Below are 19,049 nucleotides of genomic sequence, written 5' to 3'. Positions count from 1 at the left end.
ATTCCCGCTTAGTTGATCGTCCATCCGCGTTCGCGGCTTCAATGATAATGCGGATATACTTCGGATATCACGGAGGGGTAAGACCATGGGCAGTCTGGAGCATAAAGTGGCGATCGTGACCGGCGGGGGCACAGGGATCGGCGAGGCCGTCAGCACCCTCTTCGCCCGCCTCGGCGCGTCGGTGCTGGTCAACGGCCTGGCCGACGACCCGGTCGAGGAGGTGGCCCGGGCCATCCGCCACTCCGGCGGCCAGGCCGAGGCCTACAGCGGCGACGTATCCGACGCCGTTCATGCTCAGGGCTGCGTGCAGCGCGCCGTCGAGGCGTTCGGGGGGCTCGACATTCTCGTCAACAACGCCGGCACGTTTCAGACCGTCGCCGAGGTCGACGCCTTTCCCATCGAGGACTTCGACTACATGATGCGGATGAACGTTCGCTCGGTGTTCCTGATGACGCATTACGCCCTGCCGCACCTGAGGCGCCGGCGCGGGTGCGTCATCTGCACCGGCAGCGAGGCCGGGCTGCTAGGTCAGCCGCGATGCGCGCCCTACGGCGGCTCCAAGGGGTGGATTCACGCCTTCACGCGAAGCCTCGCCCAGGAGCAGGCCCGCTACGGCGTTCGGGCCAACTGCGTTTGCCCCGGGCCCATCGACACGCAGTGGCATGACGTCGAGGTCAGCCCCATGACCGAGCAGATGGAGCAGGACATCCTCGACGCCACCCCCATGGGCCGGCGCGGAACGCCCGAGGAAGCCGCCCGCGTCTTCGCCTTCCTCGCCGGCGACGACGCCAGCTTCGTCACCGGCGCCCTGTACTTCGTCGACGGCGGAATCTCGATTGGCCGAGGCCCCATCGGCCGGGCCGTCCCCGACGACCTCCGCCGCCAACCCGAAGGTGACCTTGAACTGCACCACAGCAAACAAGGCCTCGAAGGCAAGTGCGTGCGGACGGTGGAGTGAGCGGTGGAGGCTACTGCCCGCGTGACGCCGGTGCGGGGCGCGAGGCGGCTTGCTTCTGCGAACTGATCTGTGCAGCCAGCTTCGATCGCACCTTGATCGCCGCCGGGAGAATCACATCGCCGGCCCGCTCTCCGCTAAGAGTTCTCCATGCCATGACTTGGGCATTGGTTTCTTTGTAGATGCGATTTGCAAGGGAGCCTTCACTCTCGCCCCAACGGACAAAATCCGAATGGATGTCGTAGCTGTCAGTAGCGATCGATCGGATAAAGAAATCAAGCGCTGCGATCACGGCCTCGGCATTGTCCGGTTGAACGGACGCCAGGGTCAAGCCAGCCATTGTTCCCAAGTCACGACGGTGCGTGAGGGCTTTGATTTTCTCGCCTGCAATGTCAGCCCGGGGCCCAAGTATGCGTGCCAGAGCCAGGGCAGGGCGTTCATTGGCCCGGCGGTCGAACTCGCGCAGCAGCAGGGCCCTGCCCAGGCGGTCGCGGGTGTCTATTCGGAGAATGGCCCAGGCGGTGACCATGCCTGACGTCGGAAGCTTCTTGATCGCCTCCAGTGCCGGCTGTGCCGCAGGTCCCATGTCCGCCAGGATACTCAGGGCTCGATGTGTGGTTCGCCGATGGCACCAGGGATCCTGCATGATCTCCACGATCTTTCGCAGCGGCGTTGCGTCGGCGGGGGTGATGCGGTGCAGGGCCAATCCATAGACAATGCGGTGATCAGGCGGGAAATCTTCCCGCAGCAGCATGGCGCGAAGGTGGGCCGCGGCATAGTCGGCTTTGAACTTGCCTGAACTCAGTGCCTCGGCAATAGCCATGCCGGTCTCGCTGTCGGCGTCGCGAAGTCCTTCCACAATTGCCGCCAGGATCTTTGCATCGTCGCCGGCCCTGGTCAGCACATCGTTCGGATCTTCCCGCAGCCACATACGCAGGCTGCCAAAGCGGGCGAATGTCGACGCAACCACGCGTTCTGTAGTGACGGGCTCGTATGCGGCCAGCACGTATGCGGCTCTTTCATCGCCGCCTTCTTTCATCCGCCGCAGGACCGGCAAGACCAGATCCGGGTGGGGTTTCTTGTCGGCCAGGGCCGCGAATGCCTCACTGCTGGCCCCGCTTGAATAGATCCCGGAGGTGTTTTCAGCCGCCGCCAGCAATTCCTGGGTGAGCAGACGCGACTTGGGATCCGTCCGAAAGAGAGCCCGCGCGGCGTGGAAGCGGATTTCCGGCCTGTGTTGCCGGCTGAGAAACGTCGTCAAGTCATTGCGGAGTTCGGCGGTGAGTTTGGCATCGCACAGAGCATAGATGGCCCGGCGCACGACGTCGGGGTCTTCGTCGTAAAGCTTCTGTACCAGAAGGCGGACTGCGGCGGGGTCCTGCAGGGCGGTGGCGTGGGCGGCGTTGACGGCTTCCTTGCGGACCGACAGGCGGCTGTCGGACAGGGCGTCGCGCAGCGCGGCCTTGACGGCAGGATCATCTGCCGCCGCCCGCGCCAGGACATTGACCGCCAGGGCGGCGAAGGTCGGACTATCGTCTTGAGCGGCGTTGAGCAAGACCGCCGTCGCCGGGGCGGCCCGAACACCCAACTTGCCCAGCAGCGTCAGGGCTTGGGCGTCATGATCCTGTTGAACCATCTGGGCCAGGCACAGGACACCCCTGGCGTTATCCGGATCTACGATCGACAGTGCGAAGGCTGCCTGACGGCGGGCGTCTTTCTGCACTGTGTCCAGTGCCTTTGTCAGCACAGGAATGGAAGCAGGCCCCAGCATGATCAGGGCCTCGGCGGCTCCGTCCTGGCCGAGTCTTTCGCCCAGCATTCTCAGGGCGATCTGCAGTTCCTGATCGCTCATGCCGAGCAGGATGGCCCTGGCCTTACGGACCGTGGAGCCACTTTCCGAGAATAGGTTTTCCACGATCCACCCCGCGACTTGCGCGGGCGTGCCTGTGGGCTTGGCCGGCGCATCGTCGCTTGGAAAGCTCGGCAGGAACGGGGAAATAATCGCGTAGGAGACAGATGGCAGCGAACCGTGTGCGAGATCGATGGCGATGCTGCGGCCTTGCGCCGATGCCGCCAGCAGTATCGCTATCGGGTCGGGCACTTGCATGGCCATCAGAGCCATGGACCGCACCTCGCCGTCGGCGCTGCCGGCGGCGGCTGTCAGGAAAGGTCTGGCGCCGCGACGGTTACCCAGCCCCTGGATGAGCGCGCATCGAAGTTCGGTGGAAAGGCTTTCATCGAGGATGAGAGGCGCCATCCGCCTGGCGTGCCATGGAGTCATGCGCTGGACATTGTCAATCCAGTAGAGGTAGGCTTGCACGGCTGCGCCGCGCACGGCCGATGACGGATCGGCCAGCGATTTGGCCAGCAGCGCGTTTCGCATTTCCGCCTCGCCGCGACGGATCAGCACGTCGACGACGTCGGCACGAACGGCCGGGTCGGGGCATAGCAGGGCCGTCTGCACCGCCCGTGCGGCCGGGGGCTGCGTTGGGGCCAGCTTGGCCAATGTCTCCAGGGCAGCGAGACTGACCCGCTTGGGAGACTCGGGCTTGTCCTTGGGCGGGTCGTCCTGCCCAGGCGATTCGGGCGGCTCAGGCTCAAGGGCATGATCGGCGGCGGCCTTGATGCAGAGGTTCAGCGCGAAGTCGTTGAGCGGTCCTTCAGGGAAAGCAACCGCCGCGGCGCGGACGGCGCGATCCGGGCTCTGGGAAGCGGCGGTCAGGGCCTCTGCCAGAGTCTTTGGAATGGGCTGGTCGGCCAGGCCCGCCGCAAAGCGGGCCAGCACCTCGGCGCCCAGAACCCGCACCCAGGGGTCGGCATCAGTGAGAGTCTTTGCCACAGGCTCGATGGCCGATGGCGAATAATTCCCCTTCAGGGCCCGCAGGGCCTGTTTGCGGATCAGGGGCTGGGGGTGCTGGAGGTACTTGAGAGCGGCCGCCGTCAGCGATTGCTGAACCGCTGGGTCGTCGCTGTGCCATATCAGCAGCGCGTCAATTTCGTCATTGGTGTCCTTCATCGCGACCATGGCCTTGAAGACCGCCTCAAAGCTCTCGCCGGCCAGTTTGCGAAGAATCGCCCCGGCCGGCCGCCTCAAGTCGCTGTCGTTGTTGTGAGCCAGCACATCGACCAGTTCCGGCAATGCCGCCCGCGCGCCGGGGCCAAGATCGTCGATCATCTTCAGGGCCAATGCCTGTTGGGATTCAGTCTTGAGCAACTTTCGAAGTACGCCGATCAGGTCCGGGGCCGGACCGAGGTTCTCGATTGCTTCCAGGGCGGCATCGCGAACATAGTCATCCGGATCGTCCAGAAGGACCACCAGGGCCGGGCGGCTGAATCGCGCGGCTTGGCCTAACCGCCTGCAGGCTGTGACGCAGGCAAGCCTCACGTTGCGATCCGGGTCGTGGAGATGAGCGGCTACCAGGGCGGGGAAATCGGAATCGCCTTCGGGGCACGTATCGGAAACGTAGGCCAGATATCCTGCCAGAGCGTCTTTGCTGCCGCCCAATACGGTCTCCATCAACTGGGCGCGACTCTGGGCTTCGAGCGGGCCGCCGACGGAGAGAATATACGCCAGCGACCGTGCGGCGGCGCCGGAGCATTCAGAATCGGTGAGCTTCCTGGCCAGGGGCAGCACGGCCGAGCGGGCGTGGGAGCCATATTCGCCCAGGTCCGTGGCGGCTTGGAGGCATTGCAAGGGGGTTTTGGAGTCCAAGTCCTTGATCAGCGCCTGCACGCGCCGGCGGGTGATCTCGTCGGCGGGGCGCGAGCCAGCCGAGCGGGAACTGGCCGCACGCGATGCCGGCTCGCCTGTGGGCAGATCGGCCCGCCCCTGCGCGACGAGCGTAATCGCCGCGCAGGCTGTTGCCAGCCAGACCTGCCGTAATGGCTTCATTCTTCACCTGCTGCAGCCGCCCAACGGGCGGCCCGGAACTATGACGCAGGAGGACGGCGGTTTCTTCTGACTTTATTGTAATTATTTCGCGAGCCCATGGCGACCCCGGGCATCTTGCTGCGCAGACGACCGGGTGCCATGGCGGCCGTTTCGCAGCCGCCATGTCCCTGAGTGTTCCGCGCGAGCATGGCGGCTGAACAACGGCCGCCATGGCACCCCAATCCCCATCCATCCACCCATCCATCCATCCGCGGCCCCATGGCGTGACTACTATGGAGTGCGGCAGCAGCAGCTGCCGCTTTGGATGTTTTTCGGCCGCAGAGACAAACGCGTTTTATTCACAAACCTTCCCAACAACAGCCAAAGCGGCTGCTGCTGCTGCCGCACTCCATAGGGGCTAGCTGGATAGCGCCGCCAGGTCGGGGCGGCCGGTGAGGCGGGCTTCGAGTTTGCGGCCGAGGAATAGCTGCCCGCCGTCGGCGACGGCGGCCACCTGGTCGTGCAGGAGGATCTCGACTCGGCGCTGGCTGGTTCCGGCGCGGGCGGCCAGTTCCCGCACATGGTGCTGCAGCAGGTCGATGGCGGCCTGCTGGGCGTCTTCGAGATTGGCGAATGTCGCCGCTCCGGGCAGGCCTTCGAGTTGGTAGCGGCCGAACTCGTTGGGAACGATCTCGACCCGTTTCTGGATGAACACCGAGCTGGTGACGGCACCGATGGCATTGGCCACGTCGGCGTTGGGCGGGATGATGGCCTGCGTTTCCAGCAGCGCGGCGGCCTGGGGCAGGAAGAAATGCACCGGCGCCCCGATGCCGACGATGGGTCGCTTAAGTTGCACGCGCACGCGATAGCCCTCGCCGCCGCCGGCGAGCAGGTTGTGTACCAGGGCCATGCCCGCGGGGCTGTGATCGAGGGCGTTGGCATCGACGTGCTCGTCCATCTGCTTCTTGAGCAACTCCAGTGCGAGCATCCGCACGAACAGATCGAGAGCGTCCTGGGCGAACTGCTGAAAGTCGAGCCCGGCCAGTGCTCCGTAAAGCTCGGTCATGCGGCGCGAAGCGGCGCCGTCCCAGAGGCTCACCTGCCCGGTCGCGTGCAGCAGATCGGTGGGCGTCAGGCCGCATCGTTGCACGATGTGGTTCTCCTCCAGGCGCGTCAGGGGCAGCAACTCCCAGGCGACGCAGTCGACGCGGCGGGCCAGTTCGTCCAGGCACAACGGGCCGCCGTGCAGGGCATCCAGGATGGCGGCTTCGTGATCGCTCAGGGCCAGGCGGTGGTCTCGCCCGTTGAGGACGAGCATGTCCATGCCGCCGCTGGAGGTGTCGAACCAGTCCAGGCGCCGCTGGAGATAGTCGAGGGTGCGGCCGACGCCATCATGATGCGCGGCCAGCCAGGCCACCGGCGCGATGCGCCGAGGACCGATGCGGGTTCGCTGCTTTTCGTAAGCGATCCGGCTGTCGCCGCCCAGGCCCAGCGTGCGCATGTCCAGGGCGTTGACGAGGGTCTTCCAGCCGCCGACGGTGGCGCCGTCCTCGCGCGTCTGGACGACGCCGTCGCGGATGACGGCAGTATCCGTCGTCGTGCCGCCGATGTCGACGACGATGGCGTCTTTGACGCCGGCCAGGTATCGTGCCCCGGCGACACTGGCGGCAGGGCCCGACAGGATCGTCTCGATGGGCTTCTCGCCGGCGGTCTGCATGGTCATGAGCGAGCCGTCGCTTTTGACGACCATTCGCGGCGCGTCGATGCCGCGCTTGTGCAGCGACTTCTGCACGTCGGCGATGAACGCCTCGAGGCAGGGGATGATGCGGGCGTTCAGGGCGGCCGTCTCGGCCCGCAGGCGGTAGTTCACGCCCTTGGCCACCTCGTGTCCGCAACTGACGTGCAGGGCGGTCATCTCCTGGATGATGGCCTTGACCTGCAGCTCGTGGTCGGGGTTGACGTGGCTGGCGTAGCCGGTTACGGCGAAGGCGGTGACCTGCTGCTTGTCGATCATCTCGCGCACGATCGTTCGCACCTGGGCCGGGTCGATCGGGGCAATTTCGCGCCCGTCGATTTCAAGCTTGCCCGTCAGCACGGCGATGGGGCGGTAGGCGATGTCGGCGTCGTCGAACAAGCCGTACGGCGGCAGGATCAGCAGGCCGACCTTCTGCCCGCGCCCCTCGACGATGGCGTTGGTCGCCAGCGTCGTCGAGATGGCCACAAGGTCCACATCGGCGAGCATCGCGTGGTCGAGCTGGTCCAGGGCCTTGTTGATGCCGATGGTGAAGTCCCACTTGGTGGTCAGGGCCTTGGCCTTGGACAGCACGGCGTTGGACTGGAAGTCGTAGATCGCCACGTCGGTGTACGTGCCGCCGGCGTCGATGCCCAGGCCCAGCCGCGCCGCACGGGCGCCGGCGCCGGCAGCGGCCGGGGCGTCGAAGACCAGCGTGCTGTTACGCGACGGGCCGCCGTCAGTCTCCCACACGGGCACGGCCTTGAGACCGCGAGAGACGGCGTCGAAGGTTGTCACGTGGTGGGGCGGCACGATCAGGATCTCATCGCTGGTGTACCGCTGCGTCAGCAGGCGCTTGAGCAGGTCGTGGCTGCCGGCGAGCTCTTCGTACTTCCAGCCGAACTCCTTGCTCATGGCTTCGGCGATGTCGGCGTAGCGCCGGCGGCCTTGCGCGCCGGTGTCGATGAACGCCCCGCGCTGATAGTTCCTCTGCCAGCTATTGAGGAAGTAGCGGATGGCGTGTGCGTTTTCCTGCCCGTGTTTGGCCAGGAGATCCTGGAACTCGGCGTCTTTGAAATTGCCGTCGGCCCCTTTGTCGGCCGAGCATTGCGGGGTGGCCTTCTCCTCGACCCAGCCGGCCGAGATGTAATACGTGCCCGGAAAGCGGGCGAACTGCTCCTTGTACGCGCTGTCGGAGCCCAGGAACAGGGCGATGCAGTCGTTGACGCGCGGAATCGCCAGCGGGATCGTCCGCGCGTGAATGCCCACCGCCCCCAGCCCGCACACGCCGTAGCCGATGGCGATCAGATCGCCGCGCTTCTGGGCGGTGGCCTCGTCGACGGCTTCCTGCAGCCGGCGGCGCAGCTCTCGCGGGGTGCTGTGCAGCCCGCCGGGCAGGAACGACAGCGAGACGTCGAAGCCCAGCCTGGCGACGAGGTCCTTGAGATCGACCGCCAGCACGCCGCAGGCGATCACGTGAACGCGATTGATCTTTTCCACAGCCGCAAGGCCTCCTTAGGTATCCGTTAGCGGCGGAGCTTGCTCCGCGGGTTGTTGGCATCAGGGAAAGGGGATTATATCAGGCGCGGCGCGGGCCGCGCGATTTTTCCGTCCCGGTCGATGGGGTGGGGGCGTAATGATTTGCGGACGCGAAAGGAAATGGCCCCGCACATGAGAAGAACAACGAGAGTCAACGCCTTTACCCTTGTGGAACTGCTGGTGGTGATTGCCATCATCGCGGTGCTGGTGGCCATCCTCGTGCCGGTTATCGGCAACGCCCTGGTCAGCGCGCGGTCGGTGGCGTGCTCGACGACGCTCAAGAGCCTGGGTGCGGCCTGGAGACGACACGCGATGGATCACAATGACCTGGCGGTGGCCGGGCGAGACTACACCGATCCGGTCTACTACAAGTTCTGGTCAGGCGCCCAGGAGCGTCCGCCCGCCTCGGCCAGCGACCTGACCAAGTACCACCCGGATATGTCGCCGCTGATGCCGTACATGGGCGACGGGCGAATGGATGCCTGCCCGGCGTGGTCGGGCCTGCCCAACAACGGGCAGATGGGCATCGGCTACAACTGGTACTACTTCTCGTATTATGATGGCACTCCGGCCGGCGGTGGCCCCAAGACCTTCAACTGGACGAATATCCACAGCATCCAGCGCCCGGCGTCGAAAGTATGCTTTGCGGACTGCGCCCGCAACGTCAAGAGCAACCCAAACCTCCTGGAGACCACGCCGTTCCTCAACCCGCCCTCGCAGGACTATCCGGGTTTCCACGCCCGCCACGGCGGAAAGGGCAACGTCCTGTGGGTCGACGGGCACGTCGGCGAGGAACGAGCCAAGTGGATCCGCGCCGCATACACCGCCACCGGACAGGCGGCTATCACCCTCGAACAGGCCAAGTCGAATAACGTGGGTGACCTGGATATGGATGAAAACCCCGCCACCGACGAACTGTTCACCGTCGACTGAGGACAGGGTTGACTGGTTACCTCGTTAACTGGTCAACTGGGGGATTATTGGACGAGCAACCGTGCGCAAGACTGTATTGATTGTCGTGCCTGCTCTTGCTGCCATTGCGGCCGCGGCGGTTTTCTTTCGCGCCCACTCCAGCCTCAATCGCGCCTCCTTGCCTTCGGCGGCGGGCCCGACGGTGACGCTGACGGACCTGGCCGGGCGCAGCGTCACCCTGCCGGCGCGCATCGAGCGGATCGTGCTGATCCGCAGCCGCGACATCTACTCGCTGTCGATGCTGCTGGGCGATGAAGTGGAGACGAAGATCGTCGCGTGGGGTCCCGACGTCCAGACCTCCGACAAGGACGCCTACGCCAAGTACCTCCATCGCTACCCGCGCCTGGGGCAGATACCGCTGCTGGGGTCGGTCTTCTCCGATGCGGTGAGCGTCGAGGCCGTCCTGGCACTCAAGCCCGACCTGGTCGTCGGCGACGTGTTCATGATCGAACGCGGGTACAAGTGCATCGAAAAACTCCAGCAGGCCGCTGTGCCGATCGTCTTCACCGATCAATCCAGCGACCCGTACAGCGGCCCCCAGCGAAGCATCGCCATGCTCGGCCGCGCCTTGGGCAAAGAGTCGCGGGCGCGGGAGATTGTCGCCTTCATGAACCAGGAGTTGGAGAAGGTGTTGTCGCGGCTGGGAACGATCAAGCCGGGCGGCCCGTCGGTGTATATCGAGAGCGGGCACCTGGGTCCGTCGCAGTACGGTAACTCGTACGGCAGCGACAGCAGCGGCAAGAGCACCGCCTGGGGCATGGCGCTGTCGCGCCTTCCGTGCCGCAACATCGCCCTGGGCGTCGCGCCGGCCATGGGGCCCATCAGCGCCGAGCACCTCCTCAAGAGCGACCCGGACGTGATCGTGATCACCGGGGCGAACTGGCCGGCGGCTGCCGACACGATGCATCTGGGCTACAGCACCTCGCCCGGCGAGGCTCGCAAGTTGTTAGAGGGTTTTACCAGGCGGCCGGGGTGGGAGCATCTGTCCGCCGTCAGGAACCGCCGCGTCTACACGGTGTTTCATGGATTTGTGATGCATCCGACGTTCTATGCCTGCGTGCAGCAGATGGCCAAGTGGTTCTATCCACAAACATTCGCGGACCTGGACCCGGCGGCGTCGCTGGGCGAGTTCCACAAGCGGTTCATGCCCTTCGAGTGCAGCGGCACGTGGATGCTTGAACTGGACGGGAGCGATCGATGAAGCGGCGACTGGGATTTTTCGACGTCGACTGCCGTGAATTGACCGACGCCGGCGATGGGCTGCAGTTTCGTCCGCGCGTCAAGCCGCTGGCGCCGCGTTTGGAGCAGATTTACGGCCTGGCGCGCCGGCTGGAGGCGCCGCTGGTGTTTACCACCTGCTGCTCCGGACGCATGCTCGATGCCGGAAGCCTCAATGACGTGCTGCTGGTGCCCCTCGACGCCGCCGACCAGCAGTGGCGCCGGCGGCTGGATTCAGCCGCCCTGATCTGCCTGGCCAAGAAGACCTACAACGACCCGCCAAAAAACTATGCCTGCCGCGCGTTCGACATGTTCGCAGACAACGCCAACGCCGTCGCAATGGTCCGCGCGCTGGACGTGGGCGAATGGGTCGTCTTCGGGAACGGGTTCGACCTGTGCGTCAACGCCGCCGTGCGGGGCCTTCTGGCGGCCGGACAAAACGTGCGCGTCGTGACGGACGTTACCATCGCCAGCGCCAAGGGGTACGGGCGCTGCGGCACGGACGAGTACCGCCGGGAAATACTGGCCGATTTCGCCGCCGCGGGCGTGCGCCTCTGCACGCTTGACGACTTGCTGGCTGAGATGTCATGAACTCCCGGACGCCACATGTCGCGGCCGCTGTCGCCGCCTCGGGCAGCCAGTACCGCCGGATGGGGCGGCGGCGGTTGATGGTTCTGGCCGCGGCGGCTGCGGCGGTGCTGGTGGCGCTGGTGATCGACGTGATGACCGGGCCGGCGACGCTTTCGGTGGGGCAGGTCCTGGCAGCGGTGTGTACGCCCGAGCACGTCGAGCCTGCCCATCGCACGATCCTGTGGACCTTCCGCATGCCCACGGCGCTGATGGCCGCGGCAGTCGGGGCGGCGCTGGCGGTGGCCGGGGTGCAGATGCAGACGATCCTGAACAACCCGCTGGCCAGCCCGTACACGCTGGGGGTATCGGCGGCCGCGAGCTTCGGCGCGGCGCTGGCGATGATCGTTCCGGTGGCCCTGCCGCTGGCGGTGGCAGTTCCGGCGTCGGCATTTGTTTTTGCGATGCTCTCGTGCATGGCGATCTTCGCTGTGGCACGCCTTCGCGGCGCCGGCACTGAGACGGTCGTTCTGGGCGGGGTGGCGTTGCTGTTCCTGTTCAACTCGGGCGTGGCCCTGATGCAGTACCTGGCGTCGGAAAACCAGTTGCAGGCCATCGTGTTCTGGATCTTCGGCAGCCTCCAGGGCGCCACGTGGGAGAAACTGGCCGTCGTCTCGTGCGTTCTGGCGTCGTCGATGGTTCTTCTGGCGATGAGCAGTTGGCGGCTGACCGCCCTGCGCCTGGGCGAGAGCCACGCCCGCAGCCTGGGCGTCGACGTGCAGCGTCTTCGCCTGCGGACCCTGGCGCTGGTGTCGGTGCTGACTGCCGCGGCGGTGTGTTTCGCCGGGGCGATCGGGTTCATCGGGCTGGTGGCCCCGCACCTGGCGCGGAGGATGGTGGGGGAGGACCAGCGGTACCTGCTGCCGCTTTCGGCGCTGCTGGGAGCGGTGCTGCTGACGTCGGCATCGGCGGTGTGCAAGGCGGTGCTGCCCGGGGCGGTGCTGCCGGTGGGCATCGCCACAGCGGTGCTGGGTGTTCCGTTTTTCGCAGCGATGATCCTGACGTCGAGGAAGTCTTACTGGTGATTCTTGAGGGAACCAACCTGGAGTTTTCGTACGGCGCCGCAGCCGTGCTGGCAGGGGTGGATATCCGCATCGAGCGCGGGATCACGGCTGTCATCGGGCCCAACGCCGCGGGCAAGAGCACGCTGCTCAAATGCCTTTGCGGGCTGCTGCGCCCGCAGGGGCGGGTCACGCTCAACGGGCGCGACTTGCGGGCGATGTCGCGCAAGGACGTGGCGCGCGACGTGGGCTATCTGCCCCAGAATGTCTCGACCCAGGCGGTGCTGACGGTCTTCGAGGCCGTGCTGCTGGGGCGGCTGCACACGCTGGAATGGCACGTCAGCGAGAGCGACATCCAGGCCGTCGAGGGCGTGCTGCACGACGTCGGCGTGACCGCCCTGGCGGGGCGCGGGATCAACCAGCTCAGCGGCGGCCAACTCCAACTGGTGAGCATCGCCCAGGCGCTGGCGCGCGAGCCGGCGGTGCTGCTGCTGGATGAGCCCACGTCGAATCTCGACCTGCGCCGCCAGTTCGAGATCTGCATGCTGCTGGCGTCGCTGCGGGCGGCGCGCGACCTGAGCGTCGCCGTCGCCGTGCATGACCTCAATGCCGCCGCGCGCTTCGCCGACACCGTCTACGTGCTCCACCAGGGACGCATCTACGGATCCGGCGCGCCCGCCGACGTGCTGACGCGCGAGATGATGGCCGAGGTGTACGGCATCGACGCGTCGGTGACGTACGACGCGTCCGGTCTGCCCATGATCACGCCGCTGGGGCTGAGAACGATTGCGGATTTGTGATTGCGGATTTCGGATTGAACAAACCCGTCACGCAACGGACCGTCTTTCAGCCGCCATGTCGTGATTCACGCACCCACTACAGGTTCGACATCGACTTGGAGACCACCTGGTTGTTGACGAAGACGACGGTGATGGTCTTGTTGCCCGATCGCCAGACCATGCTGGTTCCCGAGGCGCCGACGCCCAGGATCTCGCCGCCGCCGGAATCGACTTCCTGCGGCTCGCCCAGGATGTCTTTGACCTGGTCGACCGTCATGCCGGTCCGGATGCGATCGTAGTTGGTGTGGGTGAGCCTGTTGCACGCCATCGGCGCCAGGACCAGCGCCGCCGCCAACGCGACGGCGGCGATCGTGACCGACTTGTTCATGATTCACTCCTTCCTAATATCAAGATCCCGTTCGCGGGCTCTTCCCCAAGCCCAGTGCAAGGTCGATTACTGCCATCGGTATAAGCCGCTGAGGACGCTGAGGATCGTAAGGGCTAAACAAACTCTTGCCTCTGCGTCCTCAGCGACCTCAGCGGCTCATTTTCCGGTTCCGTCGCTACGGGTTGGCCGGTTCCTCGGGGGTCAGGAACGAAAACGACACGCGTCCCGAAGATGTCATCGTGCGCAGGCGCACCCCGTGCGTCGCGACGCTGTTGCGGATGAGGGTGTGGAGCTGCTCGGTCGAGGAGACTTCCTGCTCCTGGACCTGCGTGATGACCATGCCCGCCGTGAGCCCCTGCCCATCGGCGGCCGAACCCGGACGCACCTTGGTGATGAGGACCCCGCGGGGCACCCCGTCGTAACCGTACTGCATCGCCAGTTCGTGCGTCATGGTATCAACGACCATTCCAAACTGCGCCAGGTCCGAACCGCGCGGGACCACAACCGCACTGGGCGAGGCCGTCGCGGCAGGTTGCTCCTGGGGCGTCAGCGACAGGGAGGTCTTTTTGCCCGCGCGGTAGTACTCGATGTCCACCTGTTTTCCCGGCGGCAGGGCGGCGGTGGCCGTCCGCAGTTCGTTGGGTTCGGCGACGCCCTTTCCGCCCAGGGCGGTAATGAAGTCGCCTTCCTTGATTCCCGCCTTGGCGGCGGGGCTTCCCGGGTCGATCATCGTCACCAGAACCCCTTGGGCGTCGGGCAGGCTGAAGCTCCTGGCGAGGTTGGGGCTGACGCTCTGGGTCGTGATGCCCAGGAATCCGCGCGACACTTTCCCCTTGTCGATGAGCTGCTTCATGATGTTTATGGCCATATTCGAAGGAACGGCGAACCCGATCCCCTCGCTGCCGCCGCTCTCGGTCAGGATCGCCGTGTTGATCCCGATTACTTCGCCCTTCATGTTCACCAGCGGTCCGCCGCTGTTGCCGCGGTTGACGGCCGCGTCTGTCTGGATGAAGCTCTGAAACGTGTTGGTCTGTCCGGTGTTGCGTCCCTTGGCCGAGATGATTCCGGCGGTGACGGTCTGTTCAAGCCCCTGGGGCGAGCCGATGGCCAGCACCCAGTTGCCCACGTGGATGGCGTCGCTGTCGCCCAGGGGGGCGTCGATGAGATTGTCGGCGTTGACTTTCACGACCGCCAGGTCGGTCTGGGGATCGCTACGGGTCCATTCCACTTTGAGCGATCGCCCGTCGGGCAGGGCGATGCGGACCAGGTCGGCCTCGGCGATCAGGTGGTAGTTGGTCAGGATATAGCCCTTGCCGGCGTCGACGACGACGCCGTTGCCCAGCCCGCGCTTGAGGAACTCGCGCATTTTCGGCTGCGTTTCGCTGCTTCCGCTGTCGCCGAAGAAGTGCCGCAGGAACTCGTTCATCTCCGGCGAGGACTCCATGCGCACCTTCTTGACGACCCGCACCTCGACGACGGCGGGTTTGATCGACGCGGAAATCTGCGCGAACAACGGCGATAGCGCGTCGGACTTGGCCAGCGGACCCAACTGCTGGCGCAGCGCCTCGGTCCTGGCCTTGGTGACGGCGAAGGTGAAGTTGTGAATCAGCCGCGCCCCGTCGATGGCGACATACGCGAAAATGCTCGCGAACACAGCCACTGGAATCCATCGCTTCTTTTGCAGCATTACAGCCTCCCCCCGGCGTTGTAGTGAGTGCCCCCGTTGCGGTGTTCACAGGTATTCTATTCACGCAGCCGGCACGCCCATGTGGAGTGCGGCAGCCTTAGCTGCCGCTTTGGCCGCTTCCCGCGTCGCAGTCCCTTAATGTCGCGACAACTCTTAAAGCGGCAGCTAGGGCTGCCGCACTCCATATTGCCGCGGACCCGCGCCGACGCGACGGTGTTACAATATCATTGCCGCCCCAAAGGGGCCGGAGTCCGCATGAAAAGAATCTCGCCGATCGTATCTGCCGCGCTGGCGCTGCTGCTGGTGCTGCCCGCGGCCGCCCAGGCCCAGAGCAACGCCTGGGAGGTCACGCCCGAAAGCAAAGCCGCCCTCGAACGCGGCATCGAGTGGCTGGCCAGAAACCAGGGCGCCAAGGGCAACTGGGACAATGAAAATCTCGGTCTGGTGAGCATGGGGCTGCTGGCGTACCTCTCGGCGGGGCACCTGCCCGGGCGGGGCAAGTACGGGCACAATTCGCAGATGGCGATGGACTACATCCTCAACAACGCCAAGCCCTCGGGCCTGCTGAACATCGCCGTTCGCGGCCACGATATGTACAACCACGGACTGGCGACGTTCGTGCTCGGTCAGCTTTACGGCATGACCGGCGACAAGCGCGTGGGGCGCGTGCTGGACCGGGCGCTGCGGTTGATCCAGGACAGCCAGTGCTCCGACGGCGGGTGGGACTACGTGGCGATCTCGAAACCCGAGGGTCACGACCTGTCGCTGACGGTGATGCAGGCCAAAGCCTTGCGCAGCGCCATGGACTGCGGGTTCAAGGTCGACTCCAGGTCCATCGAGCGTGCGCTGGCGTACGTGCGGCGCCACTACGTGCCCGAGGGCGGGCACCGGCGGGAGGAACCGCTGGAGCAGATCAAGCGCCGGGCGGGGATGTTTACCTACCAGCCCAACGGCAACCTGGCCCGCGCGGGCATCACGATGACGTCCATCGGGGTGGTGTGCCTGCAGGAGTTCGGCCAGTATGACGACTGGCGCATCGGGACATCGATGCAGTACATCCGCAAGACGGTGCAGGCCGGCGAGAAGGTGTTCAACGACCAGTACCGCCTGTCGAAGAAAACCCGCAGCTACGCCATCGAGCCCAACCACGTGCCCTTCGACGCCTACACGCTGTACTACCTCAGCCAGGCGATCTATCAGCGAGGCGGCGACGACTGGAAAATCTGCTATACGATCCTGCGCAACGAGCTGGTCAAGCGACAGAAAGTTGAGCCGAACAATCCCCAGCAGAACGGCGCCTGGCTCACCAGCCTCTGGGGCATGCGCGACAAGGAGGCCCAGCTTTACGGGACGGCCATCGGCTGTTTCACGCTGGCGATCCCCAACCGGTACCTCCCGATCCTCCAGGAAGGGCGCATCGAAAGCCTCATCAAACCGGTGGGGGAAAAGGAATAGGGAACCGGGGGTGTGGCATGACGACTGGCATTGTTGTTCTATGATGGCCAGCCGCGCGTCGGATGTTGATGCCTATGAATGGTCGCCGGGGCTGGCATAGATGGCTCGGCCGAACGATTGGATTTCTTCGGTCATGGCGGCTACGAGGGCGGGGTCGTAGGGTACGCAGTGGCTCGGGGCGGCGAGGTATCCGCCGCCGGGCGCCAAGTCGGCGATTCGCTTGCGGACCTCGGCGCGGACCTGGTCGGGCGTCACGCCGGAGCGGCTGAGGACGAACTGGCTGTCGATGCCGCCGTGGAAGCTGATCTGGCGCCCGAAGCGGCGCTTCAGGGCGGTCAGGTCGTTGCAGGGCTGGCAGGGGTTCCACATGTCCGCCCCGATCTCGACCATGTCGGCGAAGACGGCCTCGATGTGCCCGCAGGAATGCTGATCGATCAAAATGCCCAGGTCGTGGATGGCGTCGTAGATTCGCTTCTGGTGGGGCTTGATGACGGCCCGCCAGGCCGGCGGCGGAATGAACAGCCCGCGCTGCGTGCCCCAGTCGTCGCCGAACCACAGCACGTCCAGGGCGGCGACCGAGTGTAACTTGCGGATCAACTCGATCTTGTAATCGGCGATGGCCGCGAGCATGTCAGACATTTCCCGCGGACGCGTGAGATAGCACACCAGCGCCTCTTCCATCCCCAGCAGCAGGTACGATCGCTCGAAGAGTCCGAACTCGACGCAGCCCACGATCAGCAGTTCCTTTCGGTCGACGGCGGCCGCCGCTGAGGCCACGCCGCTCCAGTCGATCGCGTGGAGGTCGGGGATGGCGAGGTGATCCTGCCAGTGGTTGAGCCCCTCCTTGAGCGGAAAGCCGTCGTGTGCGGGAAACGTCCCGCCGTGGGCGTCGGGCTCAAGACTCCACCGGCAGCCGAAGCTGTCGGGCCCGGCGTGGCCGGGGCGTTCGACCACGGGCGAGCCGATCCACTGTGCGGCTTCGTATCCGCAGGGGACCCAGCGCGGTCCATTGCGCGTGATGGCACGATACAGATTGTCCCTGCGGTTCATCGGCACGGCTCCGGAATGCACGGGCGAGACGCCCGTGCCACGAGTGTGATTATGCCATGTTTCGGCGCGCAAAGCAGCGGGCGGCTTTTCAGGGCCGCCCGCTGGAGGATGGTCGTCTGCGCGGAACGAATCAGACGGTCATCCGGCGTTGACGGGCCAGAGCGACGACTCCGCCCAGAACCAGCATCGCTGCCGTGGCGGGCTCGGGAATGTTGTTGGTGCCGCCGCCGGTGATCAGGCTGTCGGGACCGGTGCCCAGGCCGAAGATGGCCGAGGTCTTGATGTCGCTGTCGCTGAAGCCCGTGGCGCCGGAGAAGGTGAAGGTGGCGCCGCCTCGGACCAGCAGCAGGCCGTTGAGGCTTTGCGTCAGGACTTCGCCGGTGTAGATCGAGTAGTCGACGCCGTCGACGACATTGCCGGAGAAGCCGTTGACGCCCAGGCCGCTGTTGCCCACTGTGCCGATGCCGAACCCGTAGAAGGGCATCAGGGCCGCATTCATTGTCTTGTACTGCCAGGTATTGTCGCCACTGCTGTCGGCCAGCAGGTTGGCGTCGGCAGTCTGCAGCACGTCAGCGGAATTGCGGCTGGTCATCCACACGTCGCCGGTGGCGCTGACATAGTTGAGGCTCGGTCGCAGGCCGGCGCTGTTGAGGATGTCGAAGTAGAAGCTGCTCAGCACGTCATCTCGGCTGTTGCTGGCCACGGGCGAATTGTTCGACAGTTGCACCGTCAGGATGTCGCCGGAAATGGAAACCTCCGCCGTGAAGGCGACCTCATCGCCGGTGGCGGAATAGCCCGAGGCCGTCAGCATCACGCTGGCGTCGGCGGAGGAAACCATCAGACCCATCAGGCCGCACGTCACAAGGATAGCGAAGTTCTTCATATTGCCTCCTGGGCAACGGGCTCGAAATCCCTCCTCGCCGCCCGCGAGCCGTCGGGCGGCGACACTCCTGTTCTTCTCCGGTTGCGCCCTGCCGTCACGCCGGCGGCTGGGCGTTGTCCTCACTGTCTTCCGAACGAACCATACGATTCAGAATCGCCAAGGCAAATTCGCCGATCGATACTTGTGCGTGTTGCACCCCGGGCCAGGCGCGGATAGCATATTTGCCACCCCCCGCGACGACGGAACCAGACGCGGCGCTATGCCCGGGGGGTAATGGAGACATCCGTGAGGCCCACGCGAGACGATGCCTTTGCCCTGCTGTGCCAGTTCAACAAAACCGACAAGGCGATCAAACACGCCCTGGCCGTCGAGGCGGTGATGCGCCACCTGGCAGCCAAGCGCGGCGGCGAGGAGGAGCAGTGGGGCATCGTCGGGCTCATTCACGACCTGGACTTCGAGCAGTTCCCCCAAGAGCATTGCAGCAAGACCCGCGAGATTCTCCAGCAGCGGGACTGGCCGGCGGAGTGGATTCGCGCCGCAGTCTCGCACGGGTGGGGCGCGTGCAGCGACGTCGAGCCGCTGACCGACATGGAGAAGACGCTCTTCGCCGTGGATGAACTGACCGGCCTGGTTTCGGCCTCAGCCTTGGTGCGCCCCAGCAAGAGCATCCTGGACCTGGAGGTCAAGTCGGTGAAGAAGAAGTGGAAGGAAAAGAACTTCGCCGCCGGGGTGGACCGCAGCGTGATCGAGAAAGGCGCCGCGATGATGGGCGTGGGCGTGGATGAACTGATCGCCGACGTGATCGCCGCGATGCGCGGCGCGGCAGAGGCGCTGGGACTGAAGGGACAATAACCCCCTGGCAAAAAATCTTGCGGGTGAGCCCGTGCTACTT

14 protein-coding genes are annotated in these 19,049 nt (G+C 65.4%); 8 read left to right on the top strand and 6 right to left on the bottom strand.

The window, feature by feature from the left end; all coding sequences use genetic code 11:
• The first annotated feature begins 85 nt into the window (after nucleotides 1-85).
• Nucleotides 86-958 carry an SDR family oxidoreductase gene (locus tag ABFD92_10375; protein MEN6504935.1) on the top strand — a complete coding sequence of 291 codons (873 nt, stop codon included), beginning with the start codon at nucleotides 86-88 and terminating at the stop codon, nucleotides 956-958.
• A 10-nt stretch (nucleotides 959-968) separates the two neighbouring features.
• On the opposite strand, the gene ABFD92_10370 is transcribed toward ABFD92_10375, so the two are convergent.
• Together ABFD92_10370 and ABFD92_10365 are read right to left on the bottom strand one after the other, a co-directional pair.
• Nucleotides 969-4,847, bottom strand: coding sequence for a HEAT repeat domain-containing protein (locus ABFD92_10370; GenBank protein ID MEN6504934.1), 3,879 nt, complete (start codon nucleotides 4,845-4,847; stop codon nucleotides 969-971).
• Nucleotides 4,848-5,244: 397 nt separating this feature from the next.
• On the bottom strand, nucleotides 5,245-8,058 hold the full coding sequence (locus ABFD92_10365; GenBank protein ID MEN6504933.1) for a hydantoinase/oxoprolinase family protein: 2,814 nt from the start codon (nucleotides 8,056-8,058) through the stop codon (nucleotides 5,245-5,247).
• Between the two features lie 171 nt (nucleotides 8,059-8,229).
• On the opposite strand from ABFD92_10365, the gene ABFD92_10360 reads away from it, so the two are divergent.
• The 5 genes from ABFD92_10360 (at nucleotide 8,230) to ABFD92_10340 (ending at nucleotide 12,715) form a co-directional block, all read left to right on the top strand.
• Nucleotides 8,230-9,030: a prepilin-type N-terminal cleavage/methylation domain-containing protein gene (locus ABFD92_10360; GenBank protein MEN6504932.1), complete on the top strand. Its 801-nt coding sequence runs from the start codon at nucleotides 8,230-8,232 to the stop codon at nucleotides 9,028-9,030.
• Nucleotides 9,031-9,091: 61 nt separating this feature from the next.
• Nucleotides 9,092-10,270, top strand: a complete 1,179-nt coding sequence (locus ABFD92_10355; GenBank protein MEN6504931.1) for an ABC transporter substrate-binding protein — start codon at nucleotides 9,092-9,094, stop codon at nucleotides 10,268-10,270.
• Entirely contained in the window at nucleotides 10,267-10,878 is a 612-nt protein-coding gene (locus tag ABFD92_10350; protein ID MEN6504930.1) for a hypothetical protein, read from the top strand. The genes ABFD92_10355 and ABFD92_10350 overlap by 4 nt, the downstream gene beginning before the upstream one ends.
• Nucleotides 10,875-11,939, top strand: a complete 1,065-nt coding sequence (locus ABFD92_10345) for an iron ABC transporter permease (protein ID MEN6504929.1) — start codon at nucleotides 10,875-10,877, stop codon at nucleotides 11,937-11,939. The genes ABFD92_10350 and ABFD92_10345 overlap by 4 nt, the downstream gene beginning before the upstream one ends.
• A complete protein-coding gene (locus tag ABFD92_10340) occupies nucleotides 11,936-12,715 on the top strand; it encodes an ABC transporter ATP-binding protein (protein ID MEN6504928.1) in 780 nt (259 codons plus the stop codon). Before ABFD92_10345 ends, ABFD92_10340 begins: the two co-directional genes overlap by 4 nt.
• A 76-nt stretch (nucleotides 12,716-12,791) precedes the next feature.
• On the opposite strand, the gene ABFD92_10335 is transcribed toward ABFD92_10340, so the two are convergent.
• Both ABFD92_10335 and ABFD92_10330 read right to left on the bottom strand, forming a co-directional pair.
• Nucleotides 12,792-13,082, bottom strand: a complete 291-nt coding sequence (locus ABFD92_10335) for a DUF3862 domain-containing protein (protein ID MEN6504927.1) — start codon at nucleotides 13,080-13,082, stop codon at nucleotides 12,792-12,794.
• Between the two features lie 175 nt (nucleotides 13,083-13,257).
• Nucleotides 13,258-14,769, bottom strand: coding sequence for a Do family serine endopeptidase (locus tag ABFD92_10330; protein MEN6504926.1), 1,512 nt, complete (start codon nucleotides 14,767-14,769; stop codon nucleotides 13,258-13,260).
• Between the two features lie 255 nt (nucleotides 14,770-15,024).
• On the opposite strand from ABFD92_10330, the gene ABFD92_10325 reads away from it, so the two are divergent.
• Nucleotides 15,025-16,224 (top strand): squalene--hopene cyclase, encoded by a 1,200-nt coding sequence (locus tag ABFD92_10325; GenBank protein ID MEN6504925.1) that lies wholly within the window; start codon nucleotides 15,025-15,027, stop codon nucleotides 16,222-16,224.
• A gap of 72 nt (nucleotides 16,225-16,296) precedes the next feature.
• Here the strand turns inward: ABFD92_10325 and ABFD92_10320 are convergent, their stop codons facing one another.
• Together ABFD92_10320 and ABFD92_10315 are read right to left on the bottom strand one after the other, a co-directional pair.
• The gene (locus ABFD92_10320) at nucleotides 16,297-17,274 is read right to left on the bottom strand and encodes a uroporphyrinogen decarboxylase family protein (GenBank protein MEN6504924.1); all 978 of its coding nucleotides are present in this window, start codon (nucleotides 17,272-17,274) and stop codon (nucleotides 16,297-16,299) included.
• Nucleotides 17,275-17,404: 130 nt separating this feature from the next.
• Nucleotides 17,405-18,157, bottom strand: coding sequence for an XDD4 family exosortase-dependent surface protein (locus ABFD92_10315; protein MEN6504923.1), 753 nt, complete (start codon nucleotides 18,155-18,157; stop codon nucleotides 17,405-17,407).
• A 273-nt stretch (nucleotides 18,158-18,430) separates the two neighbouring features.
• Here ABFD92_10315 and ABFD92_10310 point away from each other — a divergent pair, with 273 nt between their 5' ends.
• A complete protein-coding gene (locus ABFD92_10310; GenBank protein ID MEN6504922.1) occupies nucleotides 18,431-19,009 on the top strand; it encodes a hydrolase in 579 nt (192 codons plus the stop codon).
• Nucleotides 19,010-19,049: the final 40 nt, after the last annotated feature.

The organism is Planctomycetaceae bacterium, from assembly GCA_039680605.1.
Taxonomy (GTDB): domain Bacteria; phylum Planctomycetota; class Phycisphaerae; order SM23-33; family SM23-33; genus JAJFUU01.
Note: the sequence above shows the minus strand (reverse complement) of the source record. Positions and strands in the feature narration are given on the sequence as shown.